Source organism: Bradyrhizobium sp. HKCCYLS3070 (genome assembly GCF_051167575.1).
Taxonomy (GTDB): Bacteria; Pseudomonadota; Alphaproteobacteria; order Rhizobiales; family Xanthobacteraceae; genus Bradyrhizobium.
The window spans coordinates 1492533-1512630 of record NZ_JBNPTI010000001.1; the positions used below are offsets into that span (position 1 = coordinate 1492533).

Here is a 20098-nt window from a genome sequence, read left to right on the forward strand (position 1 = left end):
ACTGATGGCAAAGGTTGCAGCGGACCCGCGAGCGGCCCGTCCCAGGCGCGACCATCGGCACGCACATGCGACAGGAAAATCTGTTCATCAACGGGCAATTCACAGGACATGGCATACAGACAACCGCGGCGGCCGCCGATCCGGCGCCGCTGACGCGCAAATGGGGCGATAGACCCACCTCCGCCTCCGCTTGGTCTCGCCGGGCCTCCGTCGGGTTCGGCCGCTCTTGGCGAAACGGAAGATTTTTCATATGACCCGTGCTATGGAAAGCGCGCCGGCCGGGCTTTGCCTTCGGCACCCATCCCATGACGCTCATCCTCCGGACGTTCATCTTGGGATGGTCACCGGGCGATAGTCGTCTCGCGACGCCGGTCCCATAGCTCAACTGGATAGAGTAGCGGATTTCTACTCCGCGGGTTGCAGGTTCGAGTCCTGCTGGGATCGCCAGTCGCCACGCCAGCGCCATCTTGGCGCCCCGCCACTCGTCCATTTTGAAGCATTGCCGTGAACGACAGGGCGTGCGCACCCGAGCCCGCCCTCGTTTGGCGGGCGCGTAGCCATGGCGTTGGGGGGCTCGGTTGGCGAAACATGAGGCATCCCGGTTTCTGGTCAGAATCCTGCGGTCCCGATTCCGCGACCACAAGACGGAGCTGTCCGAGTTGCAGCGTCACATCCGGCGCGGCGACATCGTCTGCGACATCGGCGCCAACAAGGGCAGTTTTCTCTACTGGCTGGCACGGTGGTCGGCGCCGGGGCGGGTCATCGCCTTCGAGCCCCAGCCGGATCTTGCCGAACGATTGGCGCGGCTCTGCTCCCGGTTCTCGCTCGACAATGTCGTCGTCGAACCGCGCGCCGTCTATTCGTGCTCCAGCAGGAAAACCCTGTTCGTTCCCGAAGGGCATCAGCCCGGAGCTTCGCTGCTCCGGCCCGCCGAGACCTCGAAGGCGATCCAGGTGCAGACGACGTCGCTGGACGACTATCTCCCCGACACCGCAAACGTCTCTGCGATCAAGATCGACGTCGAGGGTGCCGAACTCGACGTACTGCGCGGCGCCGAGCGCACCTTGCGCCGATGCCGGCCGTTGATCGTGGTCGAGTGCGACCGCCGCCTGGCGACGCTCGACAGGGTGAAGGAGACATTCTTGCTCCTGCGGAGTCTCGGCTATCGGGGCCAATTCCTGAGCCGCGGGAGATTGCTTCCGTTGTCTGCCTTCGACCCGGAAATCCATCAGCGCGCCGATGGCGAATGGTTCTGGAAGCGGAAGGACTATTGCAACAACTTCATCTTCAGGAGCGTGCGCGCGCCGACGTCCTGTGACCACGAAGCTTTCCTGGCACCGATCGAAACCACTTCGCCGGGCGCACGAAGTCGTCCTGAAACAGTCCCCCGGCACGTTGCCCAGCATCACATCGACTGATGGGGGTTACCGATGTCCACGTTGCTGAGCTTTATTTTCGAATCCTATTGCCTGAGCTGCCGGGCGATGTTTCCGGAGCTTGATACCGGTCAGCCGACCGTCGCTGAGTAGCGCGCGCCGAGCGGCCGGACTCTCGACCCGAGGTTCAGCCGCGCGGACCCAGCGGTTCTGCTTTGGCTGTTCGCCTGCAACGCAGGATGCCTCGCGTGCATTAAGCTTTCCTCTTCAGCTTAACGCCGGCTTCAATTTGACGCCGACGCCCTTCATCCGCCACGTGCTGGGCGATGGAGTTGAACCATGTTCGAACTAGCCATTTTGACTGCAATCTGTTTCATCGCCACCGTCGCCCTCACGATCATTTACCAGCGGCGCCAGGATGTCCTGTACGGCCCCTACATTACCGATGTCTCGTGGCCGACGGCGCTCCCCGACGACCGCGTCGAAGCGTCGTCATCCTGAGCCTGGACGCACTCCCGGAATGCTCCCGCACAAGCCGTCGCGATCACGCCAGGGAAGAGTGGCGGTGCGGCCGACGCCCGATTTCAGAAGCCGATGCGCCCGCCAGAATCGTTGAGCAGCGCATCGAGCCGGTCCGGGCTCATGCTTTGTCCGCCGGGCATCTCGATGCTGACGCAGGCGGCGCCGAGACGCAGATAGGCATTGGCCGTCAGCAGCGCGTCCTGCGCGCTGCGGCACCTGATGGTAGCGATCGCGCTGGCGCTTTCGGCCCGTACGGTGAAGGACGCTGCGGCCATGAAGGACTGGCTCATCTGTAAGCGGCGGCTGAAATGAAGCCGAAGCTTATTCAGAGGAGCCCGACGGTATCATTGAGGTGGATCAAAGCCGCCAGCCGAAGACTTCGCTAAGCGCCCCCCTCAGCTTCGGTTCAGCGACAGGCTGATGCGGGTGACGATGCCGTCCCAAGCGCGCTCCCAGACCCGGGGGTAGTTGATCAGCACGCAATGCACGTAGCCGCCAACGAAGTTGCAGCGATTGTACCAGACATAGTCGCCCTTGTAGCTCGACACCGCGAAGAATCGCGAGGTGACGCGCTTGTATTGAATATTCGGCGGAGGGTTCTTCCTGGCAAGGAACCGCGCAGGTGACTCCCGCGCGTTATTCAATACCGACTGCACGGTCAGATTGGCGCGGCCGTCGGCAGTCTGGAAGCGTTGGCCGTAGCCCTCGGGTTGGCCCGCCGTGTCGCTGAAGATCGAGACCGGAATGTCGACCGATGTGCCGGTCTCCGGGATCCTATAGGTGTTCCAGCGAACCGATTGGGCCGTCGCGGCGGTGCTCCAGCAGGCGGCGCACGCAAGCACTGCCATCGCCTTGATGATCGGATTCATGTGTGTCGTCCCGAACGGCTTGAGAACGCGATGACGTTGGATCACTTTCGCGGCCGCCCGAAGGCAATGTCCGACATCAACGGCAGGCGAACGCACGACACCCGCCGAAGTTCATGGCTCCCGAGGTCCCGTGCTCGGTCGCTTCCATCATTGAACGCGGGAGGGGGCAAGGTTCCGGGTTGCCGCCGGACCGTCACCAGCCATGAGCTCGTTCGTTCCGGTCTCGGAGGGCTGCTCCAGCCTTCGCAGGAAGGCATCCAGTTGCGGCGCGAGTTGCGAGACGACGAACCTCGAGCCTTCCGGGGTGAAATGGATGGTATCCCAGACGATCGGGGTTTCCGCGTCAATCGTCAGCGGACAACGCCTCTTGCTGCAAATCGTGTCGAGAATGGAAACGTATTGAACGAGCGGATACGCGCGGGCGATCTCTCTCAGACGATCGTCCGCCTCGAACGACGCATCTTTCGGCACCAGCGAATTGCCGATCGGGACGTGCGTCTGCTCATGGTTGAACAACGTCGAAGCCAAGGGAACTGGAAACTCGATCGAGGGACCGAGCAGCAGGACGGGAACGCCCGTTTCCTGAGCGACCGCCAGCAGCGCGTTCAAATAACCGTCGACGCGCCGTGCGGGAGGCCGGCCATAGGTTTCGAGATAGGCGCGCCAATTGCCGGAAAGAATGATGGCGTCAAAGCGGTGCGCCTTGATCTGATCGCGCAGCAGCTGATTGACGTCGTTACAGTTTCGCGAGCTGCTCAGCTTGAGCTCGACGAACGGCGGGCAGCCCCCTGACGTGAGCTGCAGAAGATGGTAGGCATCGGACGACAGGTAGCTGCGCAACGCCCAGGCATAATGCGCGGCAAGGCTGTCGCCGGCGAGCAGAATGTTGCGCTTGTTCGCAGCCGGTTTCAGGCACGCCTCGAAATCGTAGGCCGATGCCGGCTCATCGGGCTGCAAGAAGCAGCTGTGCGCACGATAGAACGGCTCCATCGTCCGGGAATCGTACCGGAGCATTCGTGCCTGTGATTGCGGGAAGCGATCGGCGTAGCCGTCATGCGCGACGCCGTGAACTCCGACCGCGACCATGACGGTGGCAATGCCCGCGATCACCGGGGAGCCACGCACGCCACCCCATACCGTTCGTGCGCGCGCAGGCCGCTCGACGATGACGTAGGACAGATAGGCCAGCAGCAGCGAGCACAGCAGGAGTCCAACCGTAGCTGCCGCCGAGGTCGCCACATCCAGCGGCAGCGCGGCCCTGCCGAGGACGAAAACCGGCCAGTGCCAAAGATAGAGCGAGTAGGACAAACGGCCGAGGAATGCTCCGAGCTCACTGAATGGCAGCCCGGGTCTGCCCTTCTCCTGATTGAACGCGACGATGTAGACCGCAGCACCGACACAGGGGACCAGCGCGTGCAATCCCGGGAAGCGGGTCTCTGCGCGGAAGATGACCACGGCAAGCAGCATGGAGACCATGCCCGCGGCCGCGAAGGCCAGGCGCGTCACGCTTCCAACCGGCGACCATCGATGCAGGAAAAACGCAATGCTTCCGATCAGGAACTCCCAGGCCCGCAGCGGGGCGATGTAGAAGGCGGTCGAGGGCGATTGCTTGATCCAAAGCTCGTCGAGCACACACAGCGCGATCGTTCCGAGGATGACCAGCCCGAGCGACGGCTTCGACGTTGGATCGGGAAACAGCCGGCTCCAGAGCCAAGTCACGACCGGAAACAGGAAGTAGAACTGCTCCTCCACCGACAATGACCAGGTGTGGATGAGAACCTTCCCGATCGTTGGTAGATCGAAATAGCCGGTCTGCGACCAGAAGAAGACGTTCGACGAAAACAGCACCGTGGAGATCGCGCTTCCGAAGAACATTCGGTAGTCGCCTGGAGGCGCCAAGAACCACGCGACCATCGCGGTGACGACGATCATCAAATAGAGCGCCGGAAGCAGCCGCCTCGCCCTCCGTTCGTAGAACTCAATGAAGGAAAACGAATCGGATTGAATGCCCGTCCAAATGAGCCGGGAGATCACATAACCGGAGATGACGAAGAAGATGTCGACGCCGACAAACCCACCGCCAAAGCCCGGCAGCTCGTAATGAAATCCAATGACCGAAACCACGGCGACGGCGCGCAGCCAATCTATGTCCGGCCGGTACTCCAAAACCTTTGTGCGCGTCATGCTGGTAGCCTGGGCGGGCCGTTCGCCCTAACAGATTACCTGCTGACATGTTCCAAAATGAATTGCAACGTTCAGAAACACACGGAAATACCGTTGTTGGTTGGTGTATCCGAATTGCCGCACCGCCTCAGGAGCCCATCACGCGGGGATGCTGGAGGATAGCGGGCACGGCCGGCGCCCATTCCGCCTGCGGCGTCATCCGCTTCGCATCGGCAGGATTGGCGATCGGTCGCGACATCCCGGTACCGACATGGGGACGGTGATCGAGAGCTCGACAGAGCAGCGAGAACGCGCAGCATCCGTCCAGGCCCACCTTGCGAGCAAGCCAGATCCATGCGCCGCGCTCGCGCGCGCTGCCCAACGCAGCCTTCGACCCGACGGCCGCTCGGGTGTCGGTAACTGCTCAACCTTGGGCCTTCTCTTCTTGCTCAAGCCTAGCAACGCGCCTTCATCACCGAGGGCGGGCATGCCACGCGCGCTTCCTCCATCATGATTCATGAACTGCCCATCATGCTGGCGCCTCAACTGGGCTCGACACGAGACGTCCGTGCGATCCCCGCTCGATGATGGTGGGGCTGTTGTATGATCAGCACACCCGCCAGCGAGATTTCGGCGACCGGCTTCCGTCGTCACCACCCACATGATACCAGTCATGCCAAAGAACCCGGCGAGCGAGTGGCGACATCGCCATCGCCGTTAACACCTCGCCACAAATTGGCCGAGGTCGAGGTGAGCTGCCTCTATACTTAGAGTTGCTTTTGCAACCGCACTGGCGCCGTGGCCCGGACGGTGCTCATCGGCACCGGGCCGCACAGGCTGAGCACGCTCAAACAGCCTCCCTGAAGGAATTAAGCTTAAAAACGTGCGGCGCCGCGTCTCCGCAACCTGGCAACTTCTTTCAACAGCCAAGACGTGCAACAATACTGCACGCAACTAATATCAACCTCAGATTTAATTTACTAATCATTTACTTTCCGCAACTTTGCCCCAAAAACTGCACGATGCTGGGTTCCTCTTTCACAATTAGAACTCTTCTGGGACTCTACAAAAACCACCTCCCAGAAACGGGATCTAACAACCTCGGATATACTTTTCATAACTCACTCTCCGTCTTCGTTTCGCGTACAGAGGTCCCACAATGACAACACTCATCAAGGCTCTCCCGACCCATCTCGAAGAGACCCGTATCGACTCCGAGAAGCTGCGCACGATCCTGATGCTCTGCGGCGCCACGGCGTTTGGCTTCATCCTCCACGCCACCTACGGTCTCGATCTCAGCTACGCCTTCTTCTGATTTGATCAGTCAACCGGTCGCGGGCTGGCGACTCTTCATTGCCGGACGCGATCGGCGTCGGTCCCGACTCGCGGGGTTATTGAACAGCCCCGCGCGTCGCCTTTTCGAAGCGCTACGCCCCACGCGAAGAATATGGCAGATGCCGTCAATCACAGGCTTGATCGTGCTTTTGCACAGCCTGGCCGCGCCGCTCCCACAATTCCGCCGCGACGACGCGACACGCTGAGGGTGTTGAGAATTGCGGTTGCTTGAGGACGAGTAGCGTCATGCGTTCACCAGTATATGATCTCTATCAGATGAAGCAGGATCGCCTGCCGAAGGGAGCCCGTTCGGCATGGCTGAGGACAAGGCCGAATGAGCCGCCCCCCATCGCCGATGACTGGGTCTTCGTCGGCAAGGAACGGCATCCGAGCCGGTGGACGGTCGCAGAGATGAATGAAAAAGGCACCTGCTACCGCGAGATTCCGATCTGGCTATCGAGCCGCCGCAGCATGATGGCTGGATCGGCGGCCGAAAACGGCGCTCAGCCGCCGGCCGCCTGAGATTTCATCGGGGGTCGCGGACAAGGCCGCGATACGCGAGGTTCGTCGGCAGCCTCGCCAGCGCAATGAACGAGGTCGGCGGTCCTAAGCGAGTTGGACGCCGTAATAGTCGTCGACCTTGCGCCCCGCCCCGGCATCCCCCCAGTCCCACTCACGCTCGTCGGAATATTTCGGCGCGCCCCGCAGCTGGTTTTCGGTCACGCCGGTAACGTAGCCGCCGAGTCGCGTGTCGTACTTCAGGGATTGCCAGGGCAACGGGTAGTGATCATTGCCAAGCCCGAGGAAACCGCCGAAGCCCAGGACGGCATACGAGACCCGCCCGCTCAGCTTGTCGATCATCACGCGTTCGATGGTGCCGATCTTGGTGTCGTCGGCGCCATAGACGGCCGTGCCTTCGACCTTGTCGCTTCCAATCAGGTTGCCATATTCGCGTTCATCGAGCATCGATGTCATGTGATCCTCCCGGTGCTAATGGATCGATAACATTCGGCCGTCACCGGCCGTTCCCAAGGGCCTGAAGGGCTCTCAGTCTCCCGCCGACGGGTTACTGTCCTGCTCGGGATGACGTGTCGCCTCGCGGGATGGAGCATCCGCAGATGTGGTCCTATGAACCTGCTGCGCACGCTCCTTGTCGGCGGGCAGATCCTCCCCGCGTCCTGTCCTCACGATGCCTTGGCCTTGCTGCGCCATCGGATGGCTCTCCTTGGTTGGTAATCCACGCAGGGCGTCGGATTGGATAGTGCCGACGCCACTCCGATTCGATCGAAAACGACGCGGGCCGCGCCTGTTCGTTCCTCCCTGAGCCAACAGGCCGCGGAGCCGACCAGTGCATCTGGCGCGCGACACGGTGCTTTCAGCGATCCAAATGAAACGTTGGTGGTCTCAGGCCGTTGACCACGTCCCTCGAGAGGAGACACCGCATGGCAGGCGATCGCACAACGTCGATGTCCCGCCGCGAGATGGTCGGAGGCACCGCAACACTTGCGGCCGCATCGCTGACCTCGGCAACAGCGAAAGGACGCGAGACGATGGCCGCAAATTCAACCCCGCCCGAACCGCTCATGGACCCCAAGGACAAATATCCGAAGCCGCCGTTCGAACACCAGTCGCAGCCCTGGCCGGGTCTTGCGAGCAAGATGTCGCCGCGGCCGGATCACGGTGAAACCAGCTACAAGGGTTCCGGGCGTCTCGCCAGGCGCAAGGCGCTGATCACTGGAGGCGATTCCGGCATGGGACGCGCGGCCGCCATCGCCTATGCGCGGGAAGGAGCCGACGTCGCGATCAACTACTACCCGACCGAGGAGCCGGATGCGCAGGAGGTCATCGCATTGATCGAGGCCGAGGGGCGAAAGGCCGTCGCCATCCCCGGCGATCTGCGCGACGAGGAGTTCTGCCGGCGGCTGGTGCAACAGGCCGTCGAAGCGCTGGGCGGACTCGACATCGTCGTCAACAACGCCGCGCGGCAGCAGGCACGCCAATCGATCCTGGATGTCTCGTCCGAAGATTTCGACGCGACGATGAAAACCAATATCTATGCCCCGTTCTGGATCATCAAGGCCGCCCAGCCCCATCTGAAGCCGGGATCGGTCATCGTCGGCACTTCGTCCGAGCAGGCCTACGATCCCTCTCCCGACCTCTATGACTACGCGCAGACCAAGGCGGCGACCATGAACTACGTGAAGTCCCTGGCCAAACAGCTCGGGCCGAAGGGCATTCGCGTGAATGCCGTCGCTCCCGGGCCGATCTGGACGCCCCTTCAGGTCTCAGGCGGGGCCACTATGGAGAAACTCGAAAAATTTGGTGGTCAGACTCCACTCGGTCGTCCTGGCCAGCCGGTGGAGCTTGGATCGATCTACGTCCAGTTGGCCGCTGCGGACGCGAGCTACGCCAACGGGCAGGTCTATGGATCTTCGGGAGGGTCCGGGCAGCCCTGAAGCCGCCCGCCTCGCTCAAATGCGGGTGACAGGCTGCGGAAGCGAATACGCTTCCGTATGCACCTGACGGATCGTTGTGAACGCAGCGACAGCCGACGCCAAGCTGAACGCAGTCAGTAGCGCAATGAGAATCGTTCGTGGGGTCATCGGACGCTCCTGCATTCTAATTGGTTACTCGTGCCGCGCAGCCTTCGGCTCGCCGAGCGGCGCAATCTCGCCGTCGAGCCAGTCCTGCTGGAGGGCGAGCGCATTCCAGCCCTGGGCCATGCGCCGATAGCGCCGGAAGGCCGGCTCTTCCTGCGTGCGCTCCGCAAGCTGGAGGCAGTTGTCCGCGTTCTCTCTGAAAAGATCTGATTGTTTCATACAAATTTAGCTGGTGGGCGCCGCGCGCCGATGCAATCGTGTTACACGATATTAATGATCATGGAACTGTCGGCAGTTCTCTATCGAAAGCGGGGAGCAGTACGTTCTGTTCCAAGTTGCAAGATGGTCGTGAGACCGAGCATCACAACGCTCTGCCGTGGTTTGCTGACTCTCTGACCTCTTCCCCTTCGGGATCGCGGCGCAGCCCTGGACTGCATTGTCATCCCGCGCTCCGAACAACGAGGTCCCCGCTGCACCCGCTACTTGCTGCGCTGCGGTCGGAGCGTTGCGGAACTGGCGGGCGCATCGCCCGTCGCTCCCGGGCCGCGGGACTTGGCGGTGGACGACCATGAAGGCGGCCACGACACTGAGTTGAGAATCGTGCTTCTCGTAACCCCTCGGCACGACCAGCGAAGGCTAATCTCTGGCTTGGTTCCGGAAAGGAATGGCTCATCCTCGCAAGAGAGAAAAAGAATTCTGGAACGTTCCGCCTGGAGTGGAGTTGAGCCATTTGTGCCGGCAAATGCCGGTTCCATCAGCCGGAGAAATCGGCCTCCCGACTTGATTTGATTAGTTGCCGCGGCTTCTATGCCGCCCGTCATAAGTGTCTCAGATTCTTGATGGTAGACGATTCTGACTTGGGGGAACTTGATGAGCGATGATGCTGCTGCCGGTGCGATGCCCATGCGCCAGGGGTTCGGTCGCCACGGCAACGGAGTCGAGGCGGCCGATGCCAGCCAGGATCTGCTCCGCGTCCTCCAGGCCATGCGTTCCGGAGATTTCTCCGTGCGCATGAGCGGCGACTATCTCGGCATCGACGGCAAAATCGCTGACACGTTCAACGAGATCATTGCAGCCAACGAGCGGATGGCGCAGCAGCTCGAGCGCGTCGGCCAGGTCGTGGGACGCGAGGGAAAGACGCGCCAGCGCGTGCGGTTCGGCATCGCCAGCGGCTCCTGGGCGGATATGGAGAGCTCGATCAACACGTTGATCGACGATCTTCTATGGCCCACGCGCGAGGTGACTCGCGCGGTCGCCGCCGTGGCCCAAGGCGACCTCCTGCAGACCGTGAAGCTGGATGTCGATGGCCGGCCTCTGGGCGGCGAGTTCCTGCAGTCGGCGACCATCGTCAATACGATGATCAAGCAGCTCAGCGTCTTCACGTCCGAAGTGACCCGCGTGGCGCGCGAGGTCGGCACCGAGGGCAAGCTCGGCGGACAGGCCCAGGTTCCCGAAGTCACGGGCGTCTGGAAGGACCTGACCGAGAGCGTCAACTCGATGGCCAACAACCTCACCGGCCAGGTCCGCAATATCGCGGAGGTGACGATCGCGGTTGCCAATGGCGACCTGTCGAAGAAGATCACGGTCGACGTGCGTGGTGAAATTCTGCAGTTGAAGGAGGCGATCAACACGATGGTCGACCAGCTGCGCTCGTTCGCGTCGGAGGTGACGCGCGTGGCCCGCGAGGTCGGCACCGACGGCAAGCTCGGCGGTCAGGCCATCGTTCCCGGCGTTGCCGGCACCTGGAAGGACCTCACCGACTCCGTCAACGCGATGTGCGGCAACCTCACCGCTCAGGTCCGCAACATCGCCAACGTCACCACTGCGGTCGCCCGCGGTGACCTGTCACGCAAGATCACGGTCGATGTGCGCGGTGAGATCCTGGAGCTGAAGGACACCATCAACACGATGGTCGACCAGCTCAACGCCTTCGCATCCGAGGTGACGCGCGTGGCGCGCGAGGTCGGCACCGAGGGCAAGCTCGGCGGCCAGGCGCAGGTGCCGGGCGTTGCCGGCACCTGGAAGGATCTCACCGACAACGTGAACTTCATGGCGTCGAACCTGACGGCACAGGTCCGCAACATCGCCGACGTCGCGACCGCCATCGCCAGCGGCGATCTATCAAAGAAGATCACGGTCAACGTCTCCGGCGAGATCCTTCAATTGAAGGAGACGCTGAACACGATGGTCGACCAGCTCAATGCGTTCGCCGGCGAGGTCACGCGCGTGGCGCGCGAGGTGGGCACCGACGGTCGGCTCGGCGGCCAAGCCAACGTGCTCGGCGTTGCCGGCACCTGGAAGGATCTCACCGAGAGCGTCAACTCGATGGCGTCGAACCTGACGGCGCAGGTCCGCAACATCGCCGAGGTGACGACCGCCGTCGCCAACGGCGACCTGTCGAAGAAGATCACCGTCGACGTGCGCGGCGAGATCCTGGAGCTGAAGGACACCATCAACACGATGGTCGACCAGCTCAACGCGTTCGCCGGCGAGGTGACCCGCGTCGCCCGCGAGGTCGGCACCGAGGGCAAGCTCGGCGGGCAGGCCATGGTGCGCGGAGTCGCGGGCACCTGGAAGGACCTGACCGACAGCGTCAACTCGATGGCCTCGAACCTGACCGGACAGGTCCGCAACATCGCGGAGGTCGCCACCGCCGTCGCCAAGGGCGACCTGTCGAAGAAGATCACGGTCAACGTCTCCGGCGAGATCCTTCAGCTGAAGGAGACGCTGAACACGATGGTCGACCAGCTCAACGCCTTCGCCGGTGAGGTGACGCGCGTGGCGCGCGAGGTCGGCACCGACGGCAAGCTCGGCGGCCAGGCCGAGGTGCCCGGTGTGGCCGGCACATGGAAGGACCTCACCGACAGCGTCAACTCGATGGCCGGCAATCTGACGGCGCAGGTGCGCAACATCGCCGAGGTGGCGACGGCCATCGCCGGCGGCGACCTGTCGCGCAAGATCACGGTCGACGTGCGCGGCGAGATCCTGAGTCTCAAAGAGACGCTGAACACGATGGTCGATCAGCTCAACCGCTTCGCGGGCGAGGTGACGCGCGTCGCCCGCGAGGTCGGCACCGAGGGCCGGCTCGGCGGCCAGGCCAACGTGCCCGGCGTCGCCGGCACCTGGAAGGATCTCACCGACAGCGTCAACTCGATGGCCGGCAATCTGACGGCGCAGGTCCGCAACATCGCCGAGGTGACCACGGCGGTGGCGCGCGGCGACCTGTCGCGCAAGATCACCGTCGATGTGAAGGGCGAGATCCTGGAGCTGAAGAACACCATCAACACCATGGTCGATCAGCTCAACGCCTTCGCATCGGAGGTGACGCGCGTGGCACGCGAGGTCGGCACCGAAGGCAAGCTGGGCGGCCAAGCCGAGGTGCCCGAAGTCGCAGGTACCTGGAAGGACCTCACCGACAGCGTCAACTTCATGGCCTCGAACCTGACCGCGCAGGTCCGCAACATCGCCGAGGTCGCGACCGCGATCGCCGGGGGCGACCTGTCGAAGAAGATCACGGTCGACGTGCGCGGCGAGATCCTGCTGCTCAAGGACACCCTGAACACGATGGTGGAGCAGTTGCGCTCGTTCGCGGCCGAAGTGACGCGGGTCGCGCGCGAGGTCGGCACCGAGGGCCGGTTGGGCGGTCAGGCCGTTGTGCCCGGCGTCGGCGGCACCTGGAAGGATTTGACCGACAACGTCAACCTGCTCGCGGCCAATCTGACCACGCAGGTCCGCAACATCGCCGAGGTGACCACGGCAGTGGCGCGCGGCGACCTGTCGCGCAAGATCACCGTCGACGTGAAGGGCGAGATCCTGGAGCTGAAGAACACCATCAACACCATGGTCGATCAGCTCAACGCCTTCGCCGGCGAGGTGACGCGCGTGGCACGCGAGGTCGGCACCGAAGGCAAGCTCGGCGGACAGGCGCAGGTGCCGGGCGTTGCCGGCACCTGGAAAGACCTCACCGATACCGTCAACTTCATGGCCGCGAACCTGACCGAGCAGGTCCGCGGCATCGTCAAGGTCGTGACCGCCGTCGCCAACGGCGATCTCAAGCAGAATCTCACGGTCAAATCGAAGGGCGAGGTCGCAGCGCTCGCCGACACCATCAACAACATGACGGAGACGCTGGCGACCTTCGCCGACCAAGTGACGAGCGTGGCCCGCGAGGTCGGCGTCGAGGGCCGGCTCGGCGGCCAGGCCAACGTGCCCGGCGCGGCCGGCACGTGGAAGGACCTGACCGGCAACGTCAACCTGCTCGCGGCCAACCTGACGTCCCAGGTGCGCGCCATTGCCGAGGTCGCGACCGCCGTGACCAAGGGCGATCTCACCCGCTCCATCCAGGTCGATGCCCGCGGCGAGGTGGCCGAGCTCAAAGACAACATCAATACGATGATCACCAATCTGAGGCTCACCACCGACCTCAACACCGAGCAGGACTGGCTCAAGACGAACCTCGCCAAGTTCACCAACATGCTGCAGGGCCAGCGCGACCTGACCACCGTCGGCCGCCTGCTGCTGACTGAGCTGACGCCACTGGTGAACGCTCACCGCGGTGTGATCTACCAGGTCGAGACCGAGTCCGCGCCACAGCTGCGCCTGCTCGCCTCATACGCCGATGACGGCATCTATCCTCACCGGACGCACGTCCAGTTCGGTGAGGGGCTGATCGGGCAATGCGCGATCGACAAACGCCAGCGGCTGGTCTCGGAGATACCATCCGACGTCATCCCCGTGGGCTCCGCCCTGCTCCGCGCCGTCCCTAAGAACCTCGTGGTGCTGCCGGTGTTGTTCGAGAACCAGGTCAAGGCGGTGATCGAGCTGGCGTCGCTCAGTCCGTTCACGACGTCGCAGATGACGTTCCTCGAGCAGCTCACCGACTCCATCGGCATCGTGCTCAATTCGATCGAAGCCACGATGCAGACCGAGGGACTGCTGAAGCAGTCGCAGCAGCTCGCCGCGGAGCTTCAGACCCAGCAGCGCGAGCTGCAACAGACCAACGAGCAGCTCGAGCAGAAGGCGCAACAGCTCGCCGAGCGCAACGTCGAGGTCGAGCGCAAGAACCAGGAGATCGAGCAGGCCCGCCGCGCGCTCGAGGAAAAGGCGACCGAGCTCGCGCTGACGTCCAAGTACAAGTCCGAGTTCCTCGCCAACATGTCGCACGAGCTGCGCACGCCGCTCAACAGTATCCTGATCCTCGGCCAGCAGCTGACCGAGAATCCGGACGGCAATCTCACCCTCAAGCAGGTCGAGTTCGCCCGCACCATCCATGGCGCCGGCACCGATCTGCTCAATCTGATCAGCGACATCCTCGATCTCTCGAAGATCGAGTCCGGCACCGTGACGGTCGATGCCGAGGAGATCCTCACCACCAACCTCCTGGAGACCGTGGGGCGTCCGTTCCGCCACGAGGCGGAAAATCGCCTGCTCGCCTTCAACATCGACGTCGACCCGAACCTTGCGCGTAGCATCGTCACGGATTCCAAGCGCTTGCAGCAGGTGCTGAAGAATCTGCTCTCGAACGCCTTCAAGTTCACCGCCGAAGGAGGGGTGCGCTTGAAGGTGTCTGCGGCGCTCGGCGGATGGAGCGCAGAACATCCGGTGCTCAACACGGCACCGGCCGTGATCGCGTTCGAAGTCTCGGACACCGGCATCGGCATTCCGCAAGACAAGCAGAAGCTGATCTTCGAGGCGTTCCAGCAGGCGGATGCCGGCACGAGCCGCAAATATGGTGGCACTGGTCTCGGGCTCGCGATCAGCCGCGAGCTCGCCAACCTCCTGGGCGGCGAGATCCACCTCAAGAGCGCCCCCGGCAAGGGCAGCACCTTCACGCTGTATCTGCCGCTCAAATATTCAGGTCCCGCAACGGCGCCGCGCGTCAGTCCGGCATCGCCCGTTCCCTACGTTCAACCTCCAGCCCTACAGCAAGCGGCCGCGCCAGAGCGCGGTATCGAGCCCCCGCCGGACGATCGTCTCGATCTCGAACCCGGCGATACGATCCTGCTCGTGGTCGAGGACGATCCACACTACGCGCGCGTCCTGATCGACCTCGCGCGCGACAGGGGCTTCAAGGTCCTGACCGCCAGCCGCGGCGCCGAGGCGCTGGATCTCGCCAAACAGTATCAACCGGCCGCGATCTCTCTCGACGTCTTCCTGCCGGACATGCTCGGCTGGACCGTTCTGAGCCAGCTCAAGCATAATCCGCTGACGCGGCACATCCCGGTGCAGATCATCACGCTCGACGAAGACCGCCAGCACGCTTTGGCGCGTGGGGCCTTCTCCTTCGTCAGCAAGCCCACGACAACGGAAGGCGTCAGCGCGGCCCTGTCGCAGATCAAGGAATACGCGAAGCCGCGACGCAAGCGGCTGCTGATCGTGGAGGACAACGCGGCCGAGCAGCTCAGCATCCGCCAGCTGTTGGATCACGACGACATCGAGATCATCGCGGCGGATACGGGAGCTGCGGCGCTCGAGATGCTGCGCAGCGCACCGTGCGACTGCGTGGTTCTCGATCTGCGGCTGCCCGACATGAGCGGGTTCGACGTGCTCGATCAATTGCGCTCAGACGAGTTCTTGTCGAGCGTTCCGGTGGTCGTCTTCACCGGACGGGAATTGTCGGCCGAAGAGGATGCGGAACTGCATACGATGGCGCGGAGCATCGTCGTCAAGGGCGTGGAATCGCCGGAGCGGCTGCTCGACGAGACGTCGTTGTTCCTTCACCGCGTGATCACGGAACTGCCGCTCGAGAAGCAGCGCATGCTCGAGAAGCTGAACAGTTCCGACGAGGATCTGATCGGCAAGACGGTGCTGCTGGTCGACGACGACGCCCGCAACATCTTTGCTCTCTCCAGTGTGCTGGAACGCCGCGGCATGAAAGTGCTGACGGCCACCACCGGCAGCGAAGCGATCGACCTGGTGCAGAGCAATCCCGCGATCGCGATCGTCCTCATGGACATCATGATGCCGCAGATGGATGGTTATCAGACGATCGGCGTCATTAGGCAAAACCCCGCCTTCGTCCGGCTCCCCATCATCGCGTTGACCGCGAAAGCCATGAAGGGAGACCGCGAAAAGTGTCTCGAAGCTGGCGCCTCCGATTATCTGGCAAAACCCGTCAACACCGAGCAGCTGCTTCTTGCGATCCGCATGTGGCTGCACCGCTGAACGGCTCATCATGATGGAACATGCGAAGGTCAACATCCTCTTGGTCGACGATCAGCCGGCGAAGCTGCTGGCCTACGAGGTCATCCTGAAGGAACTCGGCGAAAACCTCGTAGTCGCCACGTCTGGTCGCGAGGCGCTCGAAATTCTGCTGAAGAACGAGATCGCGGTGATTCTCGTCGACGTCTGCATGCCTGAGCTCGACGGCTTCGAGCTGGCGCAAATGATCCGTGAGCATCCGAGGTTCCAGAAGATTGCGATCATCTTTATCTCCGCCATCCAGGTGAGCGACTTCGATCGCCTTCGTGGCTATGAGATGGGCGCCGTCGACTACGTGCCGGTTCCTGTCGTGCCGGAGGTGCTGCGCGCCAAAATCAAGGTTTTTGCCGAGCTCTATCGCAAGACACGCGAGCTGGAACATCTGAACCTTGAGCTGGAGGACCGGGTACGGGCCCGCACCGCCGAGCTTGAGCGATCGACAGCAAAGCTCGTCGAGAGCGAGCAGCGTCGGAGCATGGCGATCGCGGCCGGCAGGATGGGCTCGTGGGACTGGGACGGTGTCAATGGCGACTGGATGTGGGACGAGGGGCAGTACCGCATCTTCGGCGTCACGCCGCAGAACTTCGAGCTGAACACCGTGAACATCATGGCGCTGCTGCACCGGGAGGATGCCGAGCGCGCCCGCCAGGTGGTCGCGGAATTCAGCCGTGGCGCGACGTCGTATGAGGCTGAGTTCCGGATCCACCGGCCCGATGGCGAAGAGCGGTGGTGCGTGGGAACGGCCGCGGCGACCACCGACAGGACCGGCCGCGTGGTCCGCGTCAGCGGGGTCACGATCGACATCACCGAGCGCAAGCGCGCCGAGGAACGCCAGAACCTGCTGACCCGCGAGGTCGATCATCGTGCCAAGAATGCGCTGACCTTGGCTCAGTCGATCGTTCGCCTGACCAAAGCCGACAGCGTGAAGACCTATGTCAACGCGGTAGAGGGGCGCATCAGCGCACTGGCCCGCGTTCACACCATCCTCTCGCTATCAAGCTGGGAAGGTGCGAAAATAGGTAGGTTGGTGGCCGAAGAGCTCGCGCCCTATGCAACCGGCGGCCAAGTCGCCTTTGACGGCGTCGATCTGCAGCTTGAGCCTGCGACCGCGCAGACGCTGGCGCTGGCGCTGCACGAGCTGGTGACAAACTCGGCCAAATACGGCGCGCTGTCGGTCCGCTCCGGGCATCTCTCGGTCAAATGGAGCATCGAGGATGAGCGCCTGGATCTGATCTGGATTGAAACCGGCGGTCCCTTGGTGCGCGCGCCGACCTCGCGCGGCTTCGGCACGCGCAGCCTGATGGCCAGTGTGGAAAGCCAGCTCGGTGGGCGCGCCTCGTTCGACTGGCGTCCCGAGGGATTGGTGTGCCGGCTGGTCGTCCCGCTCCGCCCCGGCGCGACCCCGCCGGAGATCACGAGCCCTTGCGCAACGGCGGCGCCGGGCGACGCACGACAACGGGCTGCTGGCTGACCGCTCCGGATAGCTCAGGCCATGTCGCGCGAGATCCGGACCGGGATCGACTTGGCGGCGGGCACCTTGCTCCCTTCCGCGTAGTGCCATAGCGGAATCAATCCGTTGCATTCGGGGTAGTAGGCCGCAACGCTGTAGCGCGGAATGTCGAACGCCACTGCCTGGAGCCCGCCCAGCGAGCGCTCCACGCCGTCATCGGCCTCGGTCGAGAGCCGAACCGGCTCGCCCTGCTTGATGCCCAGATCAGCCATGTCGCTCGCGTTCATGAAGACGATCTGACGGCCACCGGTGACGCCGCGAAACCGGTCGTCCTCGTTGTAGATGGTGGTGTTGAACTGGCCGTCGGCGCGCAAGGTCATCAGCTGGTAAACGCCATTGCCTTCCTCCGGCGGATTGAGCGCCGCCTTGGGCACGGTGAAGTTCGCCTTGCCGGTCGGCGTCTTCCATTTGCGTTCGCGGGCACCAAGCGGCCGCGGAAAGCCGCCGGGCTCAAACAGGCGCTTGTTGAAGTCTTTGAACTGCTCGGGATAGGTCCGCTCGATCGCGTCTCTGACGCGCGCGTAGTCGCCCACCCAGGCATCCCAATCGACGCGCGGATTTGGCTTCAGGGTGGCCTTGGCGAGACCGGCGACAATGGCTGGTTCCGACAACAGGGTCTCTGCGACGGGTTGGCGCTGCCCGCGCGAGCCGTGAATGCAGGTGGTGGAGTCCTCCATCGAGACCGCCTGATCTCCGCCTGCCTGCCGGTCGATTTCGATGCGGCCGAGGCACGGCAGCAGATAGGTCACCTCGCCTGGGACGATGTGGCTGCGATTGAGCTTGGTTGCGATCTGCACCGACAGCCGCAGCTTCGACCACGCCGGCTCCATCAGCGAGCGTTCAGGGACGGCGCGCAGGAAGTTACCGCCGAGACTGACGAAGCCCTTGACGTCCCCCTTGATGATGCCTTGGCAGGCATCGACCGTGCTGAGACCGTCCCAACGCGGCGGCTCGAACGAATAGAGCTCGGCAAGCTTGTCGAGCGGCACCAACTTGGTCTTCTCGGAGATGCCGACGGTGCGTTGCCCCTGAACGTTGGAATGGCCACGAACCGGCGAGATGCCGGCCCCCGGCTTTCCGATGTTGCCGCGTAACAGCAGCAGGTTGACAATCATCTTCGCGGTTTCGACGCCATGCCGATGCTGGGTTATTCCCATCCCATAATTGGCGATCACGGCGTGCGAGCCTGCGTAGACCTTGGCAGCCTCCAGAATGGCGCCGCGCGTGAGGCCGGAGGAGCGTTCGATATCGCTCCACGACGCCTGCCGGCAGCAGGTTGCGAAAGCTTCGAAGCCGGACGTGTGCCGCTCGATGAAGGCGACATCGAGCACGGGCGGGCTCTTGGTCGCGACCGCGGCATCATCCGCCTCGATCACGGCCTTGCACAATCCGAGTAGTGCCGCACCATCGCCGCCAATGCGCAGCTGATGATACTGCGTGCTGATCCGCGTTCCCCCCGTCAGCACCATTTGAATGGGATTTTGCGGATTGGTGAAGCGCTCCAGCCCACGCTCCCGCAGCGGATTGAACGTGATGATGGGCACGCCGCGTTGTGCCGCCTTCTGCAACGGATGCAGCATGCGCGGCGAGTTGGTGGTCGTGTTCTGGCCGAAGAAGAAGAAGCAATCCGCCTTGTCGAAATCCTCAAGGAGCACCGTACCGACGGGGACGCCAATCACCTCCGGCAGAGCAACTGATGTGGATTCGTGGCACATGTTGGAGCTGTCGGGAAAATTGTTGGTGCCGTACATGCGGCCGAAAAGCTGATACATGTAGCTCGTCTCGAGCGAGGCCCGGCCCGACGTGTACATGACGACCGAGCGTGGATCGAGCCTGTTCAACTCCGCCCCGATGTCGCGAAGGGCCTCGTCCCAGCTCACGGCAACATAGCGATCCGCCGCAGCGTCATAGCGCATCGGATGAGCAAGACGCCCCTGCTCTTCGAGCTGATGATCCGACCAGGATCGCAATTCTGTCAGACTGTGCCGAGCAAAGAACTCCGGTCCGACTGTCTTGCCGGTGATTTCCCACGCGGTCGCCTTGGCGCCATTCTCGCAGAATTCGAACGGGTGCGGCTTTGCCGGCTTGGCCCAGGAGCAGCTGACGCACATGAAGCCGCCTGGCTTGTTCTGTTTCAACAGGATCTCGCTGCCAAGCAGGGTCACCTCCTCCTGCGTCAGGATGCTGGCGACCGCGTGCACCGAACCCCATCCGCCGGCCGGAGCCCTGTAGTCCTGGATTTTTGCTTTCTCGCTCACGACGCTCTCCGCGGCCTGTTCAAAAGCGGCAAACCCGGGATGAGCAGCGAAGTTCCGATTCCTCACTGAACGTTGCGAGGCTATCGTCGAAGTCCCGCGGGCGAAGGTCCGCGCTAGGAATTGGGAACGACCCGGCCCGCCGCGAGTCATTTCCATGCCTCTGGCGGCGTTCCCCCATCTCGCTGGAGGCACTCCGTGTGGACTGCGGCCCAGCGTTCGACCCCTCGGGCGCTGGGCCCGTCCCACTGAGGTAGCCGGGTTTTCT

12 protein-coding genes, 1 tRNA gene and 1 pseudogene are annotated in these 20098 nt (G+C 63.1%); 8 read left to right on the plus strand and 6 right to left on the minus strand.

Annotation, left to right across the window (positions count from 1 at the left end; translation table 11 throughout):
• The first annotated feature begins 370 nt into the window (after positions 1–370).
• The 3 genes and pseudogenes from ACQR03_RS06970 to ACQR03_RS06980 all read left to right on the plus strand — a co-directional run bounded on the left by ACQR03_RS06970 (position 371) and on the right by ACQR03_RS06980 (position 1877).
• Positions 371–447, plus strand: a tRNA-Arg gene (locus ACQR03_RS06970).
• A gap of 131 nt (positions 448–578) precedes the next feature.
• Positions 579–1313 (plus strand): annotated as a pseudogene (locus tag ACQR03_RS06975) (FkbM family methyltransferase); the annotation flags it as partial.
• A 402-nt stretch (positions 1314–1715) separates the two neighbouring features.
• A complete protein-coding gene (locus ACQR03_RS06980) occupies positions 1716–1877 on the plus strand; it encodes a hypothetical protein (protein WP_316172794.1) in 162 nt (53 codons plus the stop codon).
• Between the two features lie 83 nt (positions 1878–1960).
• Here the strand turns inward: ACQR03_RS06980 and ACQR03_RS06985 are convergent, their stop codons facing one another.
• From ACQR03_RS06985 to ACQR03_RS06995, 3 genes are all read right to left on the minus strand, one after another.
• Positions 1961–2173 (minus strand): hypothetical protein, encoded by a 213-nt coding sequence (locus tag ACQR03_RS06985; protein ID WP_315711835.1) that lies wholly within the window; start codon positions 2171–2173, stop codon positions 1961–1963.
• A gap of 120 nt (positions 2174–2293) precedes the next feature.
• Complete coding sequence (locus ACQR03_RS06990) at positions 2294–2767, minus strand: hypothetical protein (protein WP_434841142.1); 474 nt, start codon at positions 2765–2767, stop codon at positions 2294–2296.
• Between the two features lie 147 nt (positions 2768–2914).
• Positions 2915–4951 (minus strand): acyltransferase family protein, encoded by a 2037-nt coding sequence (locus ACQR03_RS06995; RefSeq protein WP_316194200.1) that lies wholly within the window; start codon positions 4949–4951, stop codon positions 2915–2917.
• 1138 nt (positions 4952–6089) lie between these two features.
• Between ACQR03_RS06995 and ACQR03_RS07000 the strand changes: the two genes are divergently transcribed.
• Both ACQR03_RS07000 and ACQR03_RS07005 read left to right on the plus strand, forming a co-directional pair.
• Positions 6090–6245, plus strand: coding sequence for a hypothetical protein (locus tag ACQR03_RS07000; protein WP_315738062.1), 156 nt, complete (start codon positions 6090–6092; stop codon positions 6243–6245).
• 266 nt (positions 6246–6511) lie between these two features.
• Entirely contained in the window at positions 6512–6787 is a 276-nt protein-coding gene (locus ACQR03_RS07005) for a hypothetical protein (protein WP_315712614.1), read from the plus strand.
• 84 nt (positions 6788–6871) lie between these two features.
• Here the strand turns inward: ACQR03_RS07005 and ACQR03_RS07010 are convergent, their stop codons facing one another.
• Positions 6872–7240, minus strand: coding sequence for a PRC-barrel domain-containing protein (locus tag ACQR03_RS07010; protein WP_315738064.1), 369 nt, complete (start codon positions 7238–7240; stop codon positions 6872–6874).
• 467 nt (positions 7241–7707) lie between these two features.
• Between ACQR03_RS07010 and ACQR03_RS07015 the strand changes: the two genes are divergently transcribed.
• Entirely contained in the window at positions 7708–8721 is a 1014-nt protein-coding gene (locus ACQR03_RS07015; protein ID WP_434841143.1) for an SDR family oxidoreductase, read from the plus strand.
• A 171-nt stretch (positions 8722–8892) separates the two neighbouring features.
• On the opposite strand, the gene ACQR03_RS07020 is transcribed toward ACQR03_RS07015, so the two are convergent.
• A complete protein-coding gene (locus tag ACQR03_RS07020) occupies positions 8893–9084 on the minus strand; it encodes a hypothetical protein (protein WP_315711826.1) in 192 nt (63 codons plus the stop codon).
• Positions 9085–9768: 684 nt separating this feature from the next.
• Here ACQR03_RS07020 and ACQR03_RS07025 point away from each other — a divergent pair.
• On the plus strand, positions 9769–16029 hold the full coding sequence (locus ACQR03_RS07025; RefSeq protein ID WP_434841211.1) for a HAMP domain-containing protein: 6261 nt from the start codon (positions 9769–9771) through the stop codon (positions 16027–16029).
• Positions 16030–16042: 13 nt separating this feature from the next.
• Positions 16043–17536 carry an HWE histidine kinase domain-containing protein gene (locus ACQR03_RS07030; protein ID WP_315712612.1) on the plus strand — a complete coding sequence of 498 codons (1494 nt, stop codon included), beginning with the start codon at positions 16043–16045 and terminating at the stop codon, positions 17534–17536.
• 14 nt (positions 17537–17550) lie between these two features.
• Here the strand turns inward: ACQR03_RS07030 and ACQR03_RS07035 are convergent, their stop codons facing one another.
• A complete protein-coding gene (locus ACQR03_RS07035) occupies positions 17551–19833 on the minus strand; it encodes an FdhF/YdeP family oxidoreductase (RefSeq protein WP_315711825.1) in 2283 nt (760 codons plus the stop codon).
• Between the last annotated feature and the right edge of the window lie 265 nt (positions 19834–20098).